The sequence below is a fragment of the Burkholderia sp. KBS0801 genome (assembly GCF_005937855.2).
GTDB lineage: Bacteria > Pseudomonadota > Gammaproteobacteria > Burkholderiales > Burkholderiaceae > Burkholderia > Burkholderia ambifaria.
In genome coordinates this window covers 1,567,969-1,589,003 of sequence record NZ_CP042178.1, presented here as the reverse complement: position 1 = coordinate 1,589,003, position 21,035 = coordinate 1,567,969, and the positions used below count along the sequence as shown (strand labels likewise).

General features: G+C 68.9%; 17 protein-coding genes. 6 read left to right on the top strand and 11 right to left on the bottom strand.

Going from position 1 to position 21,035, the window contains the following annotated elements; all coding sequences use genetic code 11:
• Positions 1-36: 36 nt before the first annotated feature.
• The gene (locus FFI87_RS23985; protein WP_138848781.1) at positions 37-960 is read right to left on the bottom strand and encodes a LysR family transcriptional regulator; all 924 of its coding nucleotides are present in this window, start codon (positions 958-960) and stop codon (positions 37-39) included.
• Positions 961-1,034: 74 nt separating this feature from the next.
• Between FFI87_RS23985 and FFI87_RS23980 the strand changes: the two genes are divergently transcribed.
• Both FFI87_RS23980 and FFI87_RS23975 read left to right on the top strand, forming a co-directional pair.
• On the top strand, positions 1,035-1,601 hold the full coding sequence (locus FFI87_RS23980; protein ID WP_012365958.1) for a cysteine dioxygenase: 567 nt from the start codon (positions 1,035-1,037) through the stop codon (positions 1,599-1,601).
• Positions 1,602-1,702: 101 nt separating this feature from the next.
• Positions 1,703-3,328, top strand: a complete 1,626-nt coding sequence (locus tag FFI87_RS23975) for a rhodanese-related sulfurtransferase (RefSeq protein ID WP_012365959.1) — start codon at positions 1,703-1,705, stop codon at positions 3,326-3,328.
• 116 nt (positions 3,329-3,444) lie between these two features.
• Here FFI87_RS23975 and FFI87_RS23970 read toward each other — a convergent pair whose 3' ends face one another.
• Complete coding sequence (locus FFI87_RS23970; RefSeq protein ID WP_138848782.1) at positions 3,445-4,590, bottom strand: glycerophosphodiester phosphodiesterase; 1,146 nt, start codon at positions 4,588-4,590, stop codon at positions 3,445-3,447.
• Positions 4,591-4,949: 359 nt separating this feature from the next.
• Here FFI87_RS23970 and FFI87_RS23965 point away from each other — a divergent pair, with 359 nt between their 5' ends.
• Together FFI87_RS23965 and FFI87_RS23960 are read left to right on the top strand one after the other, a co-directional pair.
• Complete coding sequence (locus FFI87_RS23965) at positions 4,950-6,014, top strand: phytoene/squalene synthase family protein (RefSeq protein ID WP_012365961.1); 1,065 nt, start codon at positions 4,950-4,952, stop codon at positions 6,012-6,014.
• Between the two features lie 470 nt (positions 6,015-6,484).
• A complete protein-coding gene (locus FFI87_RS23960; protein ID WP_012365962.1) occupies positions 6,485-7,702 on the top strand; it encodes a porin in 1,218 nt (405 codons plus the stop codon).
• Between the two features lie 162 nt (positions 7,703-7,864).
• Here the strand turns inward: FFI87_RS23960 and FFI87_RS23955 are convergent, their stop codons facing one another.
• The 7 genes from FFI87_RS23955 to FFI87_RS23925 form a co-directional block, all read right to left on the bottom strand.
• Complete coding sequence (locus FFI87_RS23955; protein ID WP_138848783.1) at positions 7,865-9,361, bottom strand: efflux transporter outer membrane subunit; 1,497 nt, start codon at positions 9,359-9,361, stop codon at positions 7,865-7,867.
• Between the two features lie 10 nt (positions 9,362-9,371).
• Positions 9,372-10,526: an ABC transporter permease gene (locus FFI87_RS23950; RefSeq protein WP_138848784.1), complete on the bottom strand. Its 1,155-nt coding sequence runs from the start codon at positions 10,524-10,526 to the stop codon at positions 9,372-9,374.
• Positions 10,523-11,494 (bottom strand): ABC transporter ATP-binding protein, encoded by a 972-nt coding sequence (locus FFI87_RS23945; protein WP_012365965.1) that lies wholly within the window; start codon positions 11,492-11,494, stop codon positions 10,523-10,525. Before FFI87_RS23945 ends, FFI87_RS23950 begins: the two co-directional genes overlap by 4 nt.
• On the bottom strand, positions 11,491-12,453 hold the full coding sequence (locus tag FFI87_RS23940; RefSeq protein WP_138848785.1) for an HlyD family secretion protein: 963 nt from the start codon (positions 12,451-12,453) through the stop codon (positions 11,491-11,493). Before FFI87_RS23940 ends, FFI87_RS23945 begins: the two co-directional genes overlap by 4 nt.
• Positions 12,450-13,148 carry a TetR/AcrR family transcriptional regulator gene (locus FFI87_RS23935; RefSeq protein ID WP_138850184.1) on the bottom strand — a complete coding sequence of 233 codons (699 nt, stop codon included), beginning with the start codon at positions 13,146-13,148 and terminating at the stop codon, positions 12,450-12,452. Before FFI87_RS23935 ends, FFI87_RS23940 begins: the two co-directional genes overlap by 4 nt.
• A 344-nt stretch (positions 13,149-13,492) precedes the next feature.
• Positions 13,493-13,930, bottom strand: coding sequence for a carboxymuconolactone decarboxylase family protein (locus FFI87_RS23930; protein WP_138848786.1), 438 nt, complete (start codon positions 13,928-13,930; stop codon positions 13,493-13,495).
• Between the two features lie 94 nt (positions 13,931-14,024).
• Positions 14,025-15,509 (bottom strand): PLP-dependent aminotransferase family protein, encoded by a 1,485-nt coding sequence (locus FFI87_RS23925; RefSeq protein WP_138848787.1) that lies wholly within the window; start codon positions 15,507-15,509, stop codon positions 14,025-14,027.
• Between the two features lie 223 nt (positions 15,510-15,732).
• Here FFI87_RS23925 and FFI87_RS23920 point away from each other — a divergent pair, with 223 nt between their 5' ends.
• On the top strand, positions 15,733-16,650 hold the full coding sequence (locus tag FFI87_RS23920) for a LysR family transcriptional regulator (protein WP_126225329.1): 918 nt from the start codon (positions 15,733-15,735) through the stop codon (positions 16,648-16,650).
• A 148-nt stretch (positions 16,651-16,798) separates the two neighbouring features.
• The gene (locus tag FFI87_RS23915) at positions 16,799-17,548 is read left to right on the top strand and encodes an SDR family oxidoreductase (RefSeq protein WP_138848788.1); all 750 of its coding nucleotides are present in this window, start codon (positions 16,799-16,801) and stop codon (positions 17,546-17,548) included.
• Positions 17,549-17,613: 65 nt separating this feature from the next.
• Here FFI87_RS23915 and FFI87_RS23910 read toward each other — a convergent pair whose 3' ends face one another.
• Positions 17,614-19,248, bottom strand: coding sequence for a glycoside hydrolase family 32 protein (locus tag FFI87_RS23910; protein WP_409995113.1), 1,635 nt, complete (start codon positions 19,246-19,248; stop codon positions 17,614-17,616).
• Positions 19,249-19,402: 154 nt separating this feature from the next.
• Positions 19,403-20,983, bottom strand: a complete 1,581-nt coding sequence (locus FFI87_RS23905) for a glycoside hydrolase family 68 protein (protein WP_138848790.1) — start codon at positions 20,981-20,983, stop codon at positions 19,403-19,405.
• Between the last annotated feature and the right edge of the window lie 52 nt (positions 20,984-21,035).

Genomic DNA, 21,035 nt, shown 5'->3' with positions numbered 1-21,035 from the left:
AACGGGACGACGCCGTGCAGGCGTCGTCGGCCCTGGTCAAGCGGCCTCGTCCTGCGCGGCGGCATCCGCGGGCAGCGCGAACGCCGTGCGTGCATGCGCGGCCAGGGCCGCGAGCGGCGCCGCGAAGCGCGCGGCGTCCTGCCGGTGCAGCAGCCACAGATCGATCTGCGGCTTGAAATCGGCGAGCGGCACGATGTCGAGGGCGTCGCGCAGCGGGCTGCCGTCGAGCAGCGGCAGCGGCATCAACCCGATGCCGAAGCCGTTCGCGACGCTCTGCAACTGCAGGTCGCGGCCGTAAGTATCGAGCGTGACCGGCATCGGCAGCCCCTGCGCGTCGAGCGCCCGGCGCAGGCCCGCGCGAAATCCGCAGCCGTCGGGATTGAGCACCCAGCCGCGCGCCTGGCAGTCGGCAAGCCGGTAGCCGCGGCGCGGCCAGTCGCCCTTGCGGCCGACCGCGACGAGCCGCGTGGCCAGCAGCCGTTCGCCCGCGACCTGCGGCGGCAGCACCATCTCGCGGGCCAGAAACACCAGCGCCGCATCGAGCTCGCGGCGCGCGACGCGTTCGACGAGCGTGCCGCCCCAGGCGGTCGTGACCTGCGTGGTGAGCGCCGGCCATTGCGCGGCCAGCCGCGCGATCAGGCCGGGCAGCATCAGCTCGCCGAGCCCCTGCGTGAGGCCCACGCGGAATTCGCCGGCGGGCGGCCGCTTGCCGGCCGTCAGTTCGCGCAGCGCATCGACTTCGCGCAGGATCGCGCGACACTGCTCGAACACCTGCCGGCCGATGTCGGTCGGGCGCGGCGGCTTCGTGTTGCGATCGAGCAGCGTCACGCCGAGCGCTTCCTCGAGGTTCTGGACGCGCCGCGTGACCGCGGGCTGCGTCATCCCGAGCTCGGTCGCGGCCTGGCTGAGCGTCTGGCAGCGGATGACCGCTGCAAAAGCGTCGATATCGCTAATTTTCATGTTTGTTCTGCATGGTCTTTCAGGTGCATCATGACGATCCATCATGTTCGGCATCATATTCGAGGAGCTGGCCGATGAGTACGCTTTCGTTGCGGCAGACGCCGCTGCAACCCTTCGTCGACGGGCTGGGCGCGCTGCTCGCGTCCGGCGCGAACGAGGCGCGCATTCTCGACGAGGGCGGCGCGTTGCTCGCCGCGCTCGTCGCGCACGACGACTGGCTGCCCGATGCGTTCGCGCAGCCCGATCCCGAGCGCTATCGCCAGTACCTGCTGCATCTCGATCCCGACGAGCGGTTTTCCGTCGTCAGCTTCGTATGGGGCCCCGGCCAGACGACGCCGATCCACAACCACACGGTGTGGGGGCTGATCGGGATGCTGCGCGGCGGCGAGTTTTCGCAGCCGTACCGGTTCGACGCAACCGGCAAGCCGGTGCCGGCGGGCGAGGCGGTGCGGCTGCAGCCGGGCGAGATCGAGGCCGTGTCACCGCGCATCGGCGACGTCCATCGCGTGACCAACGCGTTCGCGGATCAGGTATCGATCAGCATCCACGTGTACGGCGCGAACATCGGCAAGGTCGAACGCGCGGTGTTCCTCGACGACGGCACCGTGAAGCCATTCGTGTCCGGCTATTCGAACGCGTGACCTCGCATGCCGCCCGCACCAACGCCCGCCCGCAGGCGCGGGATTCATCCGTTTTTCGTGTGCTTTCTTCATCGACTTCAACAGAATCCGACCGAGACATCGTGACGCAAACCGCTGATTCCACTTCCCGTTTCCCCGTCGCGTCGTACCAGGACGTACGCGCGCGCCTGCTGGCCCGCGACGAGCTCGCGCTGATCGACGTGCGCGAGGAGGATCCCTACGCGCAGGGCCATCCGCTGTGGGCCGCCAACTTTCCGCTGTCCAAACTCGAACTCGATGCGTGGACGCGCATTCCGCGCCGCGACACGCCGATCGTCGTGTTCGGCGAAGCCGGCGGCGAGGATCTCGCGCCGCGTGCGGCCGCGACGCTCGCGCAGCTCGGCTATACCGACGTGCGGCTGCTCGACGGCGGCCTCGCGGGCTGGCTCGCCGCGGGCGGCGAGTTGTTCATCGACGTGAACGTGCCGAGCAAGTCGTTCGGCGAATGGGTCGAGGCCGAGCGGCATACGCCGTCGCTGTCCGCGCAGGAGGTGCAGGCGCTGATCGACGCGAAGGCCGACGTCGTGATCGTCGACGCGCGCCGCTTCGACGAATACCAGACGATGAACATCCCGACATCGACGAGCGTGCCGGGTGCGGAACTCGTGCTGCGCGTGCGCGCGCTCGCGCCGAACCCGCAGACTCGGGTCGTGGTGAACTGCGCGGGCCGCACGCGCAGCATCATCGGCACGCAGTCGCTGATCAACGCCGGGCTGCCGAACCCGGTCGCCGCGCTGCGCAACGGCACGATCGGCTGGACGCTCGCCGGCCAGACGCTCGAGCGCGGCGCGTCGCGACGCTTTCCTGACGACGTCGATCCCGCGCAGCGCGACGAAGCCCGCCGCGCCGCACGCGCGGTGGCCGAGCGCGCGGGCGTGCCGCGCATCGCGCTCGCGGACGTCGCCGCGCTCGACGAACCGGGCCGCACGCTGTACCGCTTCGACGTGCGCACGCCGGAGGAATACGAGGCCGGCCATCTGCCGGGGTTCCTGAGCACGCCGGGCGGCCAGCTCGTGCAGGAGACAGACCATCACGCGCCGGTGCGCGGCGCGCGGATCGTGCTGGCCGACGACGACGGCGTGCGCGCGGACATGACCGCGTCGTGGCTCGCGCAGATGGGCTGGGACGTGCGCGTGGTCGAGCCGGCCGGCACGGCGGCGTTCGTGGAGCGCGGCCAGCCGCCGCGCGACGTGCCGGCGACGCCGCAGGTCAGCGAAGTATCACCCGCGACGCTCGCGGGCTGGCTGAAAGAGGCGGCTGCGGGCGAGATCGCGATCGTCGACGTGACGACCAGCGCGAACTACGCGAAGCGCCATATTCCCGGCGCGTGGTTCGTCGTGCGCGCGCAGTTGCGCGACGCGCTCGCCGCGATCCCGCCGGCGAAGCGCTACGTATTCACGTGCGGATCGAGCCTGCTCGCGCGGTTCGCCGCGCACGACGCGCGTGCGTTGCTGCCGGCGTCCGCGGCAATCTCGGTGCTGACGGGCGGCACGGCAGCGTGGATCGACGCGGGGCTGCCGCTCGAGCACGGCGACACGCATCTCGCGTCGCCGCGTGTCGACCGTTACCGGCGCCCGTACGAAGGCACCGACAACGCGGCCGCCGCGATGCAGGCGTATCTCGACTGGGAATACGGGCTGGTCGATCAGTTGAAGCGGGACGGTACGCACCACTTCCGCGTGATCTGATCGCGGAGCGGCAACCGGCAACCGGCAACCGCCAACCGGCAACCGGCAACCGGCGCGCGGCCCGGCGTGCGCCGCGTCCGTTGCCGCGCGCTCTGCGCGTTCAGCGTTCAGTGCGTTCAGCGCTTGAACGTATCGACGGCCGTGCGGCCGACGGCCGGATCGTCGGTGAAGAAGCCGTCGATGCCCGCGCGCAGGTAAGCCTGGATCTCGCGCACCGAGCCCGCGCTGTTGCGCGTGGCCGGCGTGCCGCCATCCTTCAGCGACGCGGGCAGGAAGTTGTTCTCCGGGCGGAACGTGTACGGATGCACGACGAGGCCGGCTTCGTGCGCATAGCGCACGTACGGCGTCGGCTGCTGCAGCGTGCCGTCCGCGGCCACCGCGATGATTGACGTCTTGTACGGCCCGACGCCGTTCGCATAGGACGCGATCTCGCGCATCCCGTCGCGCGTCGACAGATCGCCATAGGTGCGCTTGTCGTTCGCTTTCACGAAGTCGTACGGACGCTGGCCGGCTTCGTCCATCAACTGCACGAGCTTCCAGTTCGGCTGGCTCGACTTGATCCGGTTGCGGATCGTCTTCAGGTTCGCGACCTCGAACGACTGGATGTAGACGGTCGCCGTGCGCGCCGTGTACGGATCCTTCAGCAGCGCGTCGACGAGGCGATCCTCGAGCGGCAGGCCGATCGACTGGAAGTAGGTCGGGTGCTTGGTTTCCGGATACAGGTGGATCGTGCGGCCGGTCTGCGCGGACATCTGCTTCGCGAGCGCGACGATCTCGTCGAAGGTCGGGATCTCGAACTGGTCGTTGTACGCGGTGTTCGCCGGGCGGATCTGCGGAATGCGCTCGCGGGCGCGCAGCGTCTTCAACTCCGCGAGCGTGAAGTCCTCGGTGAACCAGCCGGTCAGCTGCGCGCCGTCGATCGTCTTGGTCGCCTTGCGGCTCGCGAACTGCGGCAGCGTCGACACGTTCGTCGTGCCCGAGATTTCGTTTTCGTGGCGCGCGACCAGCACGCCGTCGCGGGTCGCGACGAGGTCGGGCTCGATCACGTCCGCACCGTCGTCGATCGCCTTGCGGTACGACGCGAGCGTGTGCTCGGGCCGCAGCGCGCTCGCGCCGCGATGGCCGACCACCTGCACCTTCGCGGAAATCGGATGCGTGGGATCGGACGCCGAGATATCGTCGCCGCCGCAGGCGGCAAGCAGCAGGGCGGCGGCACAGGCGAACGGGATGCAGCGCAGGGCGGTCGGGCGCGTGAAGAGCATGGCGGTGAACCTTCGGAACGGAAGTCGGTGAAAGGGCGCTCGATCCGGCGGCGCGGATTGAACGGGATCGAACGGGACGCGATCGTCGCACCGGATCATTACATATGTATTACTTTGGCCTTTCTGTTTTGTTGTGACGGAAAATGGGCGGGACAGTGGAACATGCGGGGGCGCGCGTGACGCGATCCGACCCGTGTTGGAGAACCGCCGCGCCGGATGCACTAAACTTGCGGGACTTTTGCATCGCCGCGCCGGGCCGACGCCTGCCAGCGCACGACGATGCGGCGACTCGCGGCCGGCGCGGGCACCCTGGCACCGTGTGCGTGCGGGGCCCCGCGCCGGCCGATTTTTAGCGACCCATGACGACTCATACCGATCCCGCCTATCTGCTCGGCGACCTGCTGAAGAACGTTTCCCGCTCCTTTTACCTGACGCTGCGCGTGCTGCCCGACGGCATGCGCGAGCCGGTCGGCCTGGCCTACCTGCTTGCGCGCGCGGCCGACACGATCGCCGACACGGCGCTCGTCGCGCCCGAGCGTCGCGCGGCGCTGCTGACCGACCTGCGCGACGAGATCGAGCGGCTCGGCGACGGCGCGGCGCTGTCGCGCGCGCTCGAGGACGTCACGCGGATGCAGACGGATTCGCACGAACACATGCTGCTCGCGTCGATGAAGCCGATGCTTGCGTTGCTGCGCGCGCAGCCGGACGCGGACCGCGCATCGATCCGCAAGGTCGTCGCGACGCTGACGTCGGGGATGGAATTTGACCTGCGCACATTCCCCGACGAGCAGTCGGGGCAGGTCGCGTCGCTGCCGAGCCGTGACGAACTCGATCGCTACACGTATCTGGTCGCCGGCTGCGTCGGTGAATTCTGGACCGACATGACCGGCGCGCACACGCGGGCCGCGCGCGGCTGGGACTTCGCGGACATGCGCGAGAAGGGCATCCGTTTCGGCAAGGCGCTGCAGATGACCAACATCCTGCGCGACTGCGCGAAGGACCTGCGGATCGGCCGCTGCTACCTGCCGGACGACGTGCTGGCCGAGCATCGCATCGGCGTCGCCGATCTGATGTCGCCCGATGCGTCGGCCCGCGCGCGCGGCGTGCTGGTCGAGCTGTTGCGCACGACGCTCGCGCAGTATCGCGACGCGTGCTTCTATACGCAGGCGATTCCGCGCCGCTTCGTGCGTCTGCGGCTCGCGTGCCTGTGGCCGATCATGATCGGCCTCGAAACGCTCGCACTGCTGGCCGGCCACGACGCGTGGCTCGATCCGGCGCGGCCGGCGAAGGTGCCGCGCAAGCGGATCTACCGGATCATGGCGTCGTCGCTCGCGCTCGTCGGTTCCAACGCGGCGATCCGTGCGCGCATCAACGCGCTGGTCGACGCGGTGAACGCGCGGATCGCGGCACCCGCGTCGCATTGAATGTCGCCGGCGCGATGCGCCGGCATCCTCCTGCGGCCCGCGTTCGCCGGGCCGCTCCCTCCGATCTCTCCCGCACGGGCTGAAACGTTTTCAAATTTCGCTTCCCGAAACGTGGGTGTCATGAACGTAAGCGATCCTGCGCGGCGATGTGAATCGCGGTGTCGATCGCGGTTGCGCATTGGTCGGAACAAACGTGCCGAAGGCGTCTGACAACATCGCACGGTCGCGATGCACCCGTAAAAATGTAAAGCTAGGGTTTTCACCGGGAAATGCCGGAAATCCCCGCCGCGTAAGCGTTTTCAGGTGTTATGTAACCGTTTGGTGAACCCGTGCGTTGCGTCGATCATACGATGACCGACTGCACGTATTGGGAAACGATTGGTAATCCGTCAGAATCGCTCCGGCATGTACTCGCACATGTGCATAAAACCACACCAGAAAAGAAATCATTCTTTGAGGACGGAGAATCAATGAAAAAGCGCGTCGCTTTCGCCATGACGGCAGTGGGTCTCGCAGCCGCTACCGCAGCCCACGCCCAGAGCAGCGTCACCCTGTACGGTATCGTCGATAACGCTATCGCGTACCAGAACAACTCGTCGGCAACCGGCGCGACCACGGGTGGTCACTCGAAGGTTCAGATGGCCACCGGCATTTGGGCGGGCAGCCGCTTCGGCCTGAAGGGCAGCGAAGACCTCGGCGGCGGCACGAAGGCGATCTTCCAGTTGGAAGCCGGCTTCAACGCGAACAACGGCTCGTCGCAATGGACGAACGGCATCTTCACGCGTCAGGCATGGGTCGGCCTGAGCAACCAGACGTACGGTACGCTGACGGCAGGCCGCCAGTACACCGCGTACTACACGCTGCTGTCGCCGTACAGCCCGACGACCTGGCTGACCGGCTACTACGGCGCGCACCCGGGTGATATCGATTCGCTGGATACCAGCTACCGCGCGAACAACTCGCTCGTCTACATGTCGCCGAAGTTCTATGGCTTCACGGTCGGCGGTTCGTACTCGTTCGGTGGCGTCGCAGGCAGCGTGAACCGCGGCTCGACGTGGAGCGCGGCGATCCAGTACCTGAACGGCCCGGCAGGCATCGCGGTCGGCTTCCAGCGTATCAACAACGCGACGCTCGGCGGCGGTGTGTGGGGCGCGAACTCGACCGCGCAGAACGGTCTGGACACGAGCGGCAACGGTGCAGAGCAGGCCGTGTCGTCGATCAACAACGGCTACCGGACGGCACAGGCGCAACAGCGTCTCGCGGTGACGGCAGGCTATCAGTTCACGCCGGCATGGGACGTTTCGGTTTCGTACTCGAACGTGCAATACATCCCGGGTACGCTGTCGGGCTTCCGGAACACGGCAATCTTCAACACGGCAGGCGCCGTGCTGCACTGGAAGGCAGCGCCGCAGTGGGACTTCGCGGCAGGCTACTCGTACACGCGTGCGACCGAGTCGAACGGCATCTCGAGCTCGGCCAAGTACCATCAGGTCACGCTGTCGCAGTACTACAGCCTGTCGAAGCGCACGGGCCTGTACGCAGTTGAGGCTTATCAGCACGCGAGCGGCAACACGCTCACCCCGACGGGCGGCGTGATCCTCGCGACGACGTCGACGGGCGACGGCGTGGGCGCAGGTTCGAAGCAGAACCAGATCGCGGCCGGCGTCGGCCTGATCCACCGCTTCTAAATGTCGCGCGGCGCGCGAGCGCCGCTTACGGCATGCGGTATGAAGAAACCGGCCTTCGGGCCGGTTTTTTTTCGTCGGTACGCGCCGGGCGGATGGCGGATAGCGCGCGTACGGTGTCGGCCCGGCCGCGTCCTGCGAAGCATCGTCAAGCCATCGTGCCGGTCAACGGTGCGAATCATCCGTCCAGTTTCCGGCCAGCGCCTGGAACAGCGCCGCCGTATCGGCAAGCCGGTCGGCTTGCGCGCGGGTCCGCTCGAGCGCGGTCTGCAATACCTGTCGCTGTGCGTCGAGCAGGTCGATCAGGCTGATTCCGCCCGCCGCGTAGCGATCGCCGGCAATCGCGCGGCTGGCCGCCGCCTGTTGCGCGGCGTCGTCTCTCGCCTGCAATTCGGCCGCATCGTGTTCGACCGCGCGCATCGCGTCGGCCACCTGCTGAAGCGCCAGCAGCACGGTTTCCCGATAGCTCGCGAATGCGGCGTCGTACGCCGCTTCGGCCGCGCGTTTTCTCGCGCGCAGTTCGCCGCCGTGAAAGAGCGGCTGCGCGAGGCCGAGCCCGACATTCCACACATTGAGGCCGCTGACGATATCCGCGATACGCGTGCGCTCCGACCCGATTCCCGCCGAAATCGAAAAACGCGGATACAGGTTCGCCGTGGCCACGCCGACGTTCGCGCTCGCCCGGTGCAGCACGGCCTCCGCCGCGCGGATGTCGGGCCGTTCGCGCGCGAGCGTCGACGGCAGCGCGACCGGCAGCGTGCGGGGCAGCGCGAGTGCATCGAGCGTGAGGTCGGGCAACGCTTCGCGCGACGGCGGCGCGCCCAGCAGGATCGCGAGCCGGTGGCCGGCCTGCGCGTGGCGCGCGGCGAGCGGCGGCAGCGATGCCTGCGTTTGCGCGAGCAGCGCGCGCTGCGCATGCACGTCGGCGCGCGACACGCCCCCCGCCGCGAAGCGCGCTTCGACGATGCGCAACTGCCGCGCCTGCGCGTCGACGAGCTGCCGCGTGAGCGCGACCTGCTGCGCGAGCGACGCGCGCAGGATCGCGGTCGCGACCACGTTGCCCGCGAGCGTCAGGCGCGCGGCGTCGAGCGTATACGCCTGATAGTCGACCTGGGCACGCAGCGCTTCGAGCGCGCGCCGGTTGCCGCCGAACACGTCGAGTGCGTACGACACGCTCACTGACGCGTCATACAGCGTGAACGGCCCGGGATTCGGCACGTTGGCGGGCAGCCCGAACGCGGCGATGTCGACCTTCTCGCGCGTCGCGGACAGGTTCGCGTCGACGCGCGGCAGCATCGTCGCGCCGGCTTCGGCCGCATGGTTCTGCCGCGCTTCGTCGAGCCGCGCGCGGGCCTCGGCGAGCGTCGGGCTGTTGCGCCATGCGGTGTCGACGAGGCGGTCGAGCGGTTCGGAGCCGAACTGCGTCCACCAGCGTTGCAGCGTATGCGCGGACGACGCGAACGTCTGCGCGTCGCCGGCCGGCCCGCCGGCGGCCGCCGTGGTCGCGGGCGCTGCGTCGCGCGTGTACTGCTGCGTGGTCGGCGGCTCCGGCGCGCGGAAATCCGGCCCGACCGCACATCCGGCGAGCAGTGCAATGGCGGCCAGCGCGCTGCCGCGGGCAGCGTGGGCAGCGTGAAACGTGCGACGCGAAGCCGGTTTCATCGAGCGGCCCCTAATCGAGCGTGCGCCGGTAGAAGCGCAGCGCGACGCTCATCACGACGAGGGTGAACAGCGCGACGGGCCACACGGACGGCCACAGGTCGGCCCAGGCGTTGCCTTTCAGGAGGATGCCGCGCACGAGGCGGTTGAAGTAGGTGAGCGGCAGCAGGTTGCCGATGAACTGCGCCCACTTCGGCATCCCGGCGAACGGGAACATGAAGCCCGACAGCAGGATGTTCGGCAGGAAGTAGAACACCGCGAGCTGCATCGCCTGCAACTGGTTCTGCGCGAGCGACGACAGCGTGATGCCGACCGTCAGGTTCGCGGCGATGAAGAGCAGCGCGGCGAGGTAGATCGCGAACACGCCGCCGACGAACGGCACCTCGAACACGTACCGCGCGGCCGCGAGAATGATCGACACCTGGATCAGCCCGATGAACACGTACGGAATGATCTTGCCCGTCATCACCTCGAGCGGCCGCACGGGTGTCGCGAGCAGGTTTTCCATCGTGCCGCGCTCGCGTTCGCGGGTGATCGCGAGGCCGGTCATCATCACCATCGTCATCGTCAGGATCACGCCCATCAGGCCCGGCACGACGTTGTACTGCGTGATGCCCTCGGGGTTGTACAGACGGTGCAGCACGACGTCGAACGCGGCCGGGCGGCCGTTCAGGCGCGCGAGCGGGCCCGTCAGGTCCTTGTCCGCGACGGGCTGCACGAGACCCGTCAGCGCGCCGATCGCGGACGCGGTCGCGACGGGATCGGTCGCGTCCGCCTCGACGAGCAGCGACGGATGCTCGCCGCGCAGCAGCCGCTTGGAGAAATCGGCCGGCACGCTCAACACGAACTGCACGTCGCCGCGCGCGAGCGCCTGCCGGCCGGCCGCTTCGTCGGGCAGCGTCGCGACGATGTCGAAGTACGCGGAGTTGCGCATCGCGGCGATGAAGCTGCGTGCGAAGGGGCTCGACTCGGCGACGATCACCGCGGTCGGCAGGTGCTTCGGATCGGTGTTGATCGCGAAGCCGAACAGCGCGAGCTGGATGATCGGCACGCCGACGATCATCGCGAATGTGACGCGATCGCGGCGCAGCTGCAGGAATTCCTTCAGCACGATGCTCCACCAGCGCGCGATCGAGAACGATTCGCGCAGGCCCGCCCACGCGTTCATGACGACGCTCCGCCGGGCGGCCCGGAGGCGCGGCCCATCATGTAGATGAAGACATCTTCGAGCCCGGTGTCGATCGGCGCGATCTGCAGCGCTGCGCGACCGTCCGTGCGCGCGCCGGCGTCGGCCGCCACCTGCGCGAGCGTCGCGTCGAGCAGCGCGCGATCGCGGCCGCTCACGTGCAGCGCGGAGCCGAACACGACGGTTTGATCGACCCCGGGCATCGTGCGCAGTTGCGCGGACAGTTCGGTCAGGTGCCCGCCCGTGATCGTGCGGGTCGACAGATGCTGCGACGCGACGATCTCCGCCGACGTGCCCTGTGCGAGCAGTTCGCCGGACGCGATATACGCGAGCTTGTGGCAGCGCTCGGCCTCGTCCATGTAGTGCGTGCTGACGAGCACCGAGATGCCTTGCGCGGCCAGCCGGTGCAGTTCTTCCCAGAAGTCGCGGCGCGCGGCCGGGTCGACGCCGGCGGTCGGTTCGTCGAGCAGCAGCAGCTCCGGCTCGTGCAGCATGCACGCGGCGAGCGCGAGGCGCTGCTTCCAGCCGCCGGACAGCGCGCCCGTGAGCTGATCCGCACGGCTCGCGAGACCGAGCCCGTCGAGCGCGCGCGCGACGGTGGCGTGGCGATCGGGCATCCCGTACACGCGCGCGACGAAATCGAGGTTCTCGCGGATCGACAGGTCTTCCCAGTACGAGAAGCGCTGCGTCATGTAGCCGACGCGCCGCTTGATCTGCGCGCTGTCGCGCACGATGTCGTAGCCGAGGCAGGTGCCGCTGCCCGAGTCGGGCGTGAGCAGGCCGCACATCATCCGGATCGACGTGGTCTTGCCACTGCCGTTCGGCCCGAGAAAGCCGAAGATTTCGCCGCGCGCGACGCGCAGCGATACGTCCTTCACGACGTGCTTGTCGCCGAACCGCTTGTTCAGGCGGTGGACGTCGATCGCGTACGGAGCGGCCGGCGCGTTCAACGCACCCTCACGGCGACGGGCTGGCCCGGATGCAGCTTCGGCGCATCGGCGGGCGCCGGGCGCGCCTCGACCATGAACACGAGCTTGCTCCGGCTCTCGTTGCTGTAGATCACCGGCGGCGTGTATTCGGCCGCGCGCGACACGTAGGTGATGCGCGCGGGCACGTCGGCCGCGCAGCCGTCGCAGTGGATCGCGATCGTGCGCCCCGGCGCGAGCGACGCGATGGCCGCCTCCGGCACGAAGAAGCGCACTTTCAGGTTCTGCGGCGGCAGCATCTGCACGACCGGATTGCCGGCCTGCACCCATTCGCCGACGCGGTACAGCGTGTCGTACACGCGTCCGTCGGCCGGCGCGGCGATGCGCTTCTGGTCGAACTTCCATTGCGCTTCGGCCACGGCGGCCTGCGCGGCGTCGACCTGCGCGGCCTGGGCGGCGACCTGCTGCGCGCGGCCCGGCAAACGCGCGACATCGACCTGGTTCTGCAGCTCGCGCATCTGCGCGGCGGTGGTTTGCGCGGACGTGCGCGTATCGTCGAGCTGCTGCTTCGACAGGCCGCCGGCCGCGTACTGGCGTTCGTCGCGCGCGAGTTGCGCGGCGGCCCGCGACGCTTGTGCGGTGGCCTGCGCGAGCTGGGCACGCGTGACCGCGACTTCCGGCGGGCGCTTGCCGGTCTGCAGGTCGGCAAGCTGCGCGCGCGCGGCCGCGAGCTGATGCTGCGCCTGCTGCAGCGCGGCCGTTTCGCTGACGGCTTCGAGCGCGAATACCGGCGTGCCGGCCGCGACGGCCTGGCCGCGTTCGACTGACAGCTGGGTCAGCGTGCCCGCTTGCGACGACGACAGGTACACGAATTCGCCTTCGACATAGCCCTGGTAGGTCGGGCCGGTGTCTGCCGGCCGTCCGCAACCGCCGAGCAGCGCGGCGACGGTCAGCGCGAGCGGCAGCGCGCGGGCCGTGCTCACGACGGCCTCCGGGGTGCGTGCGAGTGTGCACCCGGCGCGGTGACGGGCGGCTGCATGCCCGAGCCGAGCAGCGCGCGGACGTGGCGATGCAGCACGGCGCGATCGATCGGCGGCAGGCCGCGCGCGCTTTGCCACAGCTTAGCGGTCGCGAGCGGCAGCATGACGAGCGCGATGATCGAATGGAACAGGAAGGCGGGTTCGAGCGACGGGTTCAGCATGCCGGCCTGCTGCGCGGCGCGGATGCGTTCGGCGAAACGCCCGACATGCTCGAGCGGAATGCGGCGGACCATCCGCTCGCGCAGCAGGCCGCCTTCGTGGACGATCTCGCGCAGCCAGATCGACGGCAGCCAGGGCATGCGATGCGTGACGTCGAAGAAGCGGTCGACGAGTTCGGCAACGAGCGCGAACGGATCGTTTTCGATCTGCGGCGCGGTCGGCCGCCACACGAACGCGATGACCTGCGCGAGGCGCTCCTCGACGATCGCGTCGAGCAGTTGCTCGCGATTCGTGAAGTAGTAATGGACCATCGCCGACGTGACGCCGGCGGCCGCGGCGATCTGCGCGACCGTCGTCGCGGCGATGCCGTGCTCGGCGAACAGCTGGATCGCCACGTCGAGCATGTGATCGCGCAGGTCGAAGTCCTCCACCGACGGGCGGCGCCCGCGCGGCCTGGCGACGGTAGATTTCGCGTTCATGCAGACGACGCTAATTGATGAGTTAGTTAATTTCAAGGAAGGGTTTTCGCGCGCGTTGATCGAGATCAGGCATGGGCCGAATGGCAGGGCGCATGAGCGGGGATACAGCGCGGCGCAGCGCCGTGCGCGGGTGGCGGCGTGTAGGGAGCGGCTAATGAGGAAGCGGCGGGGAACGCAGTCGTGAAGCAGGCGCGCGCCCGCCACGGCACGCGCCTGAAAGGGCGTCACTGATCCACCCGCGACTTCAGCGATGGGCGGCGGCCGGCAGCGCGGTGTCCCGCGCGAGTGATGCGCACGGAACCGCGCGGCGGAGCACGGAGCCGGAATGCGTGATCGTCGTCCCCTTACTCGGGTATCTTGCGGAACGCGATCGCGAAGCGGTTCCACGTGTTGATCGTCGCAATCAGCATCGACAGGTCGAACAGTTCCGTGTCGCTGAAGTGCGGCTTCACGGCTTCCCAGACGGAATCGGGCACGTGGTTGTCGGCGACCAGCGTCAGCGCTTCGGTCCATTCGAGCGCCGCGCGTTCGCGCTCGGTGAAGAACGGCGTTTCGCGCCAGGCGACCACCGTCGCCAGGCGTCGATCGGTTTCGCCGCCCTTGCGCGCGTCGGTGGTATGCATGTCGACGCAGAACGCGCAGCCGTTGATCTGCGATGCGCGCAGCCGGACGAGTTCGGCGAGCGGTTTCTCGATCGAGCTCTTCGCGATGAATTCCTCGGCGTTGCGCATCACCTTGATCGCGTTCGGGCTGGCGGTATAGAAGTTCAGGCGCGGTTGCATGGCAGGTCCTTTTTCGGTGGGTGCGCCAGGTGGCGCGACAGGACCCACTTTAAGCGGGCCACTGGCCTGCTTGAATGACCAATTCTGTCGAAATTCAGGTAACCAGTGAGGCCCCGTCGAAGTCGCCCGAATTCAGCACCACAGCCAGTTTCGCGAGCGCGGTATCGATGCGCAGCGCGTCGATTCCGCCATAGCCGAACAGCAGCCCCGCGCGCGCGGCCGAGCCGACGTGGAACGCGGAGATCCCGTACAGCCCGATGTCGTGCTCGCGGGCCGCGCGCACCAGCGCGGCTTCGTCGAGCCCGGGTTTCAGGAGCGCGGCGAGGTGGATGCCGGCGGTCGGCACGATCGTGTCGAACCACGGCGCGAGGCCGCCGCGCAGGTGCGCGAGCAGCATCTTGCGGCGCGCGTCGTAGTGCTTCTGCACGCGCCGCAGGTGCCGTGCGAAATCGCCTTCGAGCATGAAGCGGGCGAGCGCCGCCTGCGTCAGCGTGCAGGTATGCCAGTCGACGATCTGCTTCGCCTTCGCGAGCGCGCCGCGCAGCGCGCGCGGCGGAATCGCGTAGCCGATCCGCAGTTCGGGAAAGATCGTCTTCGAGAACGTGCCGACGTATGCAACGAGGCCCGTGCGGTCGAGGCTCTTCAGCGACTCCACCGGCCGGCCTTCGAAGCGGAACTCGCCGTCGTAGTCGTCCTCGATGATCACCGCGCGGCGGCGCTGCGCCCATTCGAGCAGCGCGACACGACGGTCCAGCGTCATCGGCATCCCGAGCGGGAACTGGTGCGACGGCGTCACGTAGACGAGCCGCGCGTCGTCGGGCAGCCGCTCGGTCACGAGGCCGTGTGCGTCGACCGGCACGCCGATCACCGTCGCGCCGAGCGATGCGAACGCCGCGCGTGCCGGCGGATAACCGGGATTCTCGACCGCGACGACGTCGCCCGGCCGCACGACCACGCGCGCGATCAGGTCGAGCGCCTGTTGCGCGCCTTGCGTGACGAGCACGTCGTCCCAGCCGCAGGCCACCGCGCGGCTGAACCCGACGTAACGCGCGATCGCGCCGCGCAATTGCGGGTCGCCGGCCGGGTCGTGGTACTGGCCGGGGCCCCGCGCCTGCTGGCGCAATGCGTGATGCAGGCAGCGGCGCCACGCGTCGAACGGGAACAGCGTCTTGTCGGTCACGCCGCCGCGGAAGTCGAAGGCGGGCGACGCCTGCGGTGCCGGCATCGCGAGTGCGTCGGGCAGGTCGTCCCACAGCGCACGTGCGTCGACCGCGTGGACGCGCGGCGTGTCCTCGACGAGCGACGGTGCCGACGCGGCCGCCGCGTGCGGAACCCGCGCGAGGCCGCCGGCGACGAACGTGCCGTCGCCCGCGCGCGTGTTCAGATAGCCCTCGGCGACGAGGCGCTCGAACGCATCGAGCGTCGTCTTGCGCGACACGCCGAGCTGCTTCGCGAGATCGCGCGTCGACGGCAGCCGGGCGCCGCCCTCGAGCCGCCCGTCGACGATCGCGGTGCGAAGCTGACGGAAGATTTGCCCGGTCAGGTCGTGACGGCCTTCGATGCGGATCGCGATGTCCATTGCAGTGGCTACCTGGAATGCAGGAATTTTGACGCCAATCAGCATACCGGAAGTGCATTATTGGTTTCCGGCCGGCAACGACACGCGAACGGCTTCGTGCGGCCCGGGAAGGGCATGCCCGTCGGCCCTGCACCCGCCGCCTCCGCGGGCACCTCGTCATTCAATTGGACCGCCGCCCGCCGCTGCCTTACGATCCACCACAATCCCCGACCGGAGTGCCCCCATGCTGTCCGAAGACGAACTGGCGCTGCTCGATGCGATCCGCGCCACCGGCAGCCTGTCGCGCGCGGCCGCGCGGCTCGGCAAGGCGCCGTCGACGGTGTCGCACACCGCGCGGCAGCTCGAAACGCGCTTCGACGCGCTGTTGTTCGACCGGCGCGGCTACCGGCTGCAGCTCACGCCGGCCGGCCAGCTGCTGACCGACGAGGCATCGCGCCTCGCGCTGGACGTCGCACGGCTCACGCAGCGCGTGCGGCAGGTCGCGAGCGGCTGGGAGGACCGGCTGACGATCGTCAGCGACGAGGTGCTGGAGTTCGATACGCTGCTGCCGGTCGTTCGCGCGTTCGATGCGCTCGATTCGGGCGTGTCGCTGCGTTTCACGCACGAAGTGCTCGGCGGCACCTGGGAAGCGCTGCGCGATGGCCGCGCGGACCTGGTCGTCGGCGCGACCAACGAGCCGCCGGCGATTCCGGGCTTCAAATGGTTCGAGCTCGGCGCGATGGAATGGGTGTTCGCGGTATCGCCGCGCCATCCGCTGGCGGCGGCGGGGGAGCGGCTCACCCGCGACGCGATCGGCGCGCATCGCGCGGTGGTCGTCGCGGATTCGTCGCGGCGGTCGGTCGGCCGTGTGTACGGGCTGCTCGGCGGCCAGGCGGTGCTCGCGGTGCCGTCGATGCGCGCGAAGATCCTCGCGCAGCGCGACGGGCTCGGCGTCGGCTGGGTGCCGCGCCGGCGCGTCGCGTCGCTGCTCGCGCGCGGCGAACTCGTGGAGAAGGAAACGGCCGATCCGCGCGAACCGAACGTGCTGTATGTCGCCTGGCGCAGCGATCGCGACGGTCGCGCGCTGCAATGGTGGCTCGAGCAACTGCGCGAACCGCGGCTCGCGCAGCGGCTGCTCGACGGGATCGATGTGTCGGGCTGAATGCGCGAGGCGGCCACGCGACGGGAAGCGCCATCCACGAACATGTTCGAAATTTTCGAACATGTCTGCCGCGCCGATCGCACGGCACGGCCGGGCGCCGAGCGCATCCTGTGTTCACGGTCAACTCACCGGTTCACAGGAGAACAACATGCAACGCTTCGAAGGAAAGACGGTTCTGGTCACGGGCGGCAACAGCGGCATCGGCCTGGCGGCCGCACGGGCATTCGCGGCCGAAGGCGCGCGGGTCGTCATCACCGGCCGCGACGAGCAGACGCTCGCCGCCGCCCGCGAGACGCTCGGCCGCGACGCGCTCGCGATCCGCAACGAGGCCGGCAGTGTCGCGTCGGCGCGGGCGCTGGCGGACGCGCTCACGGCGTCCGGCGTGCGGCTCGACGCGGTGTTCATCAATGCGGGCGTCGCGAAACTCGCGCCGTTCGCGGATAGCGACGAGGCGATGTGGGACCTCGTGTTCAACACCAACGTGAAGGGCGCGTATTTCCAGATCCAGTCGCTCGTCCCGCTGCTGAACCGTGGCGCGTCGATCGTGATCAACGGGTCGATCAACGCGCACATCGGGATGCCGGGTTCGTCCGTGTATGCGGCGAGCAAGGCCGCCGTCAATTCGTTCGCGAAGACGCTGTCGACGGAATTGCTGCCGCACGGCGTGCGGGTGAACGTAGTGAGCCCCGGGCCGGTGCAGACGCCGCTGTACGGCAAGCTCGGCCTCGATGCGGCGACGCTCGACGAGACGGCCGACAAGATCAGGGGCCTCGTCCCGATCGGCCGGTTCGGCACGCCGGACGAAATCGCGTCGACGGTGCTGCACCTGAGTGCGCCCGAGTCCGCCTTCATCGTCGGCGCGGAAATCATCGCGTCGGGCGGGATGGGCTTGCTCTGAGCGTGAAACCCGGCAGGGCTGCAGCGCCTCGTCGGGCGGCGCGGCCCCGCCGTCAATGCGTATCGCTAGCGCGATGCGCAGTCGTCACGGGGTGCGTCACCTGCATCGAGCTGCGTCACCGTCAGCCCCGAGAACGTCGCGCCGCCATGCTCGGCGAACACGGCGACGCGGTCCGCCTCGCGGGGCGGAAAGATCAGGTCCGTGAGCGCCACGCGGCCGCCGTTCGCGAACACTTCGACCGAACCGCGATCGACGACGATTTCGAGCTGCAATCGTCCGTGCTCGAGCGGCAGATCGACGATGTGCTCGCGGCTGAAGTTTCCGGCGAAATCCGTCGCGCCGGAGCGGGAGCGGTCGAGCGTCAGCGTGCGCTTCGCGGTGTCGTACACGATCCGGGTGCCGATCGCGCCGTCCGCCGATCCGCGGACGATCAACCCGACGCGGGCCGCGCGCCGCGGCTCGATCGTCACCGTGATGCGCTGAACGACGCCGCGCGTGGCGGCCGACAACGCGCGCGTGGCGGATTCGACGCTCAGATCGCTTTCATGCACGGCGGGCCGCGCGTCGGCCCACGCATCGAACGCGGCGGCCGGTGTCACGAAGAGCGTGGGTTCGCCGCCGATCGTCTTCAGCGCGAACTCGCGCGGCAACGTCATCGCGCCGCGCCAAGGTGCCGTCGGCGCTTTCGCCGCATAGTCCCAGTTGCTCATCCATGCAATCGCGGCGGGGCGTGCGCCCGGCGCGCCCGAGAACGTGCCCGCCGCATAGAAATCGGCGCCATGATCGACCCAGCGGAATTGCGCCGGGTCCGAACCGGCCGGGGCGACGCGGTCGGGGACGAACGCGCGGCCGTCGAAATTGCCGACGAAATACATCGCACCGGAGCCGCCGGCGATCGACCACGGGTTGACGTTGACGATCATGACCCACTTGATGTGGCGCGGATCGTCGTCGACGGGCAGCGGCACGAGGTCGGGCATTTCCCACAGCGCGCCCGCATGCGGCACGTCCGGCAGCGTGAAGTCGCTCAGGAACGACCAGTGGATCAGGTCGTCGGAACGGTAAAGCTTGACGACGTGCGCATCGGCGACGACCGTCGTCATCAGCCAGTAGCGCCCGGGCGCGTACCACGACACCTTCGGGTCGCGGAACTGCTTCGATTCCGGATCGAGCGTGAGCACCGGATTGCGCGCATAGGGCTGCCACGTCGCGCCGTGGTCGAGGCTGTACGCGAGCGACTGCGCCTGCGTGCCGGGCGCGTGACCGGAACCGGCCTTGTAGACGCTCGTATAGAGCGCGACGAGCGGCGTCTCGCCCGGCGCGCCGAGGCCGGACGTATTGTGCGTGTCGGCGACGATCGAGCCTGAGAAGATTTCCTCGGTGGCATTCGCGCGCATCGCGACCGGCTGCTCGCGCCAGTGGACGAGGTCGGTGCTGGTCGCGTGGCCCCACGACATGTTGCCCCAGTCGTGGCCGAGCGGGTTGTACTGGTAGAACAGGTGATAGCGGCCGTTTTCGTAGACGAGGCCGTTCGGATCGTTCATCCAGTTGCGTTGCGGCGTGTAATGGATGGCGGGTCGCCATTGCGGCGTCGCGCTCGCGGGCGGCGCGCTGCAGCTCGCGTGGGTTGCGTGCATGCTGCCCGCACAGGCGAGCAGGCAGGCGAACCGGAAGGAAAAGCGGGAAAACGTCGATTTCATGCGGGGGCCCGTGCTCCGCTGCGCGAAGCGGGAAGGAAGGGCGCATGCCGCGTACGGCGGCGACATGCGCGATCTGCGAAACAAAAAAGGGCGGGCGCACACGCGGCACGCGCGATGCGCACCCGCCGAACTGGCGGCCAGGCGGCCGCGGCCGTTACGGCCGGGTGCCGGAGCCGCCGTCGTTGTGACCGGCGCCCGTCGCGGGCAGGTTCGACGGGATCTCGCCGTATCCGCCGAGGCCGCCGCGTCCGTAGCCGCGGTCGACCGCCGTCGACGTGCCGTTGATGTTGACCTTCACGGTCGGCGCGAGCGTGCCGCCACGACGCGGACCGATCGCATCGATGAACGACTCGACGAACCCGCCCGGCATCACGTAGTGCGAATACGACTGGAATTCGCGCGGGTTCTGGTTCGGGTCCTGCGAGTACGGCGCACCGGCCGGCGCGGAGAAGTCGGTCGGGTTGCCGAGCACGAGCCCGCTGCCGCCGTTCAGCGGCAGGTAGTCGCTGCGGATGCCGTTGCCGACGAAGCCGTAGACGCCGTCAGGCCCGTCGACGCCGGCGGCCATCGTCGTGCGGTGGCTGATCGTGAACAGGTAGTACTTGCCATCCTTCAGGTAGATCTGCGGGCGCTCGGTCTGATCGTCGACGCAGTTGGCGGACAGGATCGGCGGCAGGAACTTCCATTCGGTGAGCTGCGGGTTCGTCGCGACCGCCAGGCCGACATTGGCCTTTTGATACACTGCGCCGGAGTTCATCACCGCGTTCAGGTCTTCCTTGTACGGATCGTTCGGCGCGTAGCCGAGGTCGGCCTCGGTGCAGGTCCGGGCGCCGCGCTGGCCGCCCGTATTGCCTTCGAACACCATGTAGGTCTTGCCCGGATGCGCGGGATCGGTGAACACGAACGGATCGCGGAACGAGAAGTAGGTGTTTTGCTGGCCCGTCTGGTAGTAGTTGCCGTCCGGCTGCAGCAGCGCCTTGTGATCGTCGAAGCCGGTGAACCACACGTGCTTGTCGTCGGCCTGGATGTGGCCGTCCGCGCGCGTGATGATCGCCTGCGGCGGCGTGATGTCGGCGCCGCCAGGTGCCGAGCGGTTGAACGACGTCGCGGTGTAGTAGAGGCTGACGTTGTCGCCGTGCGTGAGGCGCGCCGAGCCCGACCATTCGGCGTTGTTGGTCATCGGCGACGTGCCGAACACCTTGGCGCTCGCGCCGTCCGGGAACAGATGGCCGCCCCAGATCCAGCCGCCGTTCGCCGGCCGCTGCGACGCGGGAATGCCGGCCCGGCGATAGAAGAAGCCGATGCGCGCATGGACGTGACGATCATCGAACGTGTAGCCGGCGTGCGGGTCGGCGGTCAGCGAGAAGATCACTTCCCAGCCCTTGTAGCTGAGCTGGTTCGCGCGCAGGTCGGCCAGCGGCCAGGTGTCCCACACCCACACGTTGGAGTTGATCAGCGGGAAGTCCTGCGGAATGTCCGGCATCGACAGCGCTTGCGGCAGCGAATTCTTGTCGGCGCCGGCCGTATGCGACTGCGCGACGATCTGGCGGATGTCCGCACGGGTCCAGCGCATCGTGAAGTTGCCCTCGGGGTCGTAGGCCTGCTGCGTGTGCGGCGTCGGCGCGGGCGCCCCGGCGGTCTGCGCGTGCGCGGCGGACGCGAAAGCGGCCAGTGCGGCGCCGGTGAACAGCAAACGTTTGGCCGCAGTCGCGCGGCAAAAAGGAAAATAAGTCATGTCGGCTTTTGTTTCCGTTGACGGTGAAAGGGAACGGCTGACGGCGGCATCG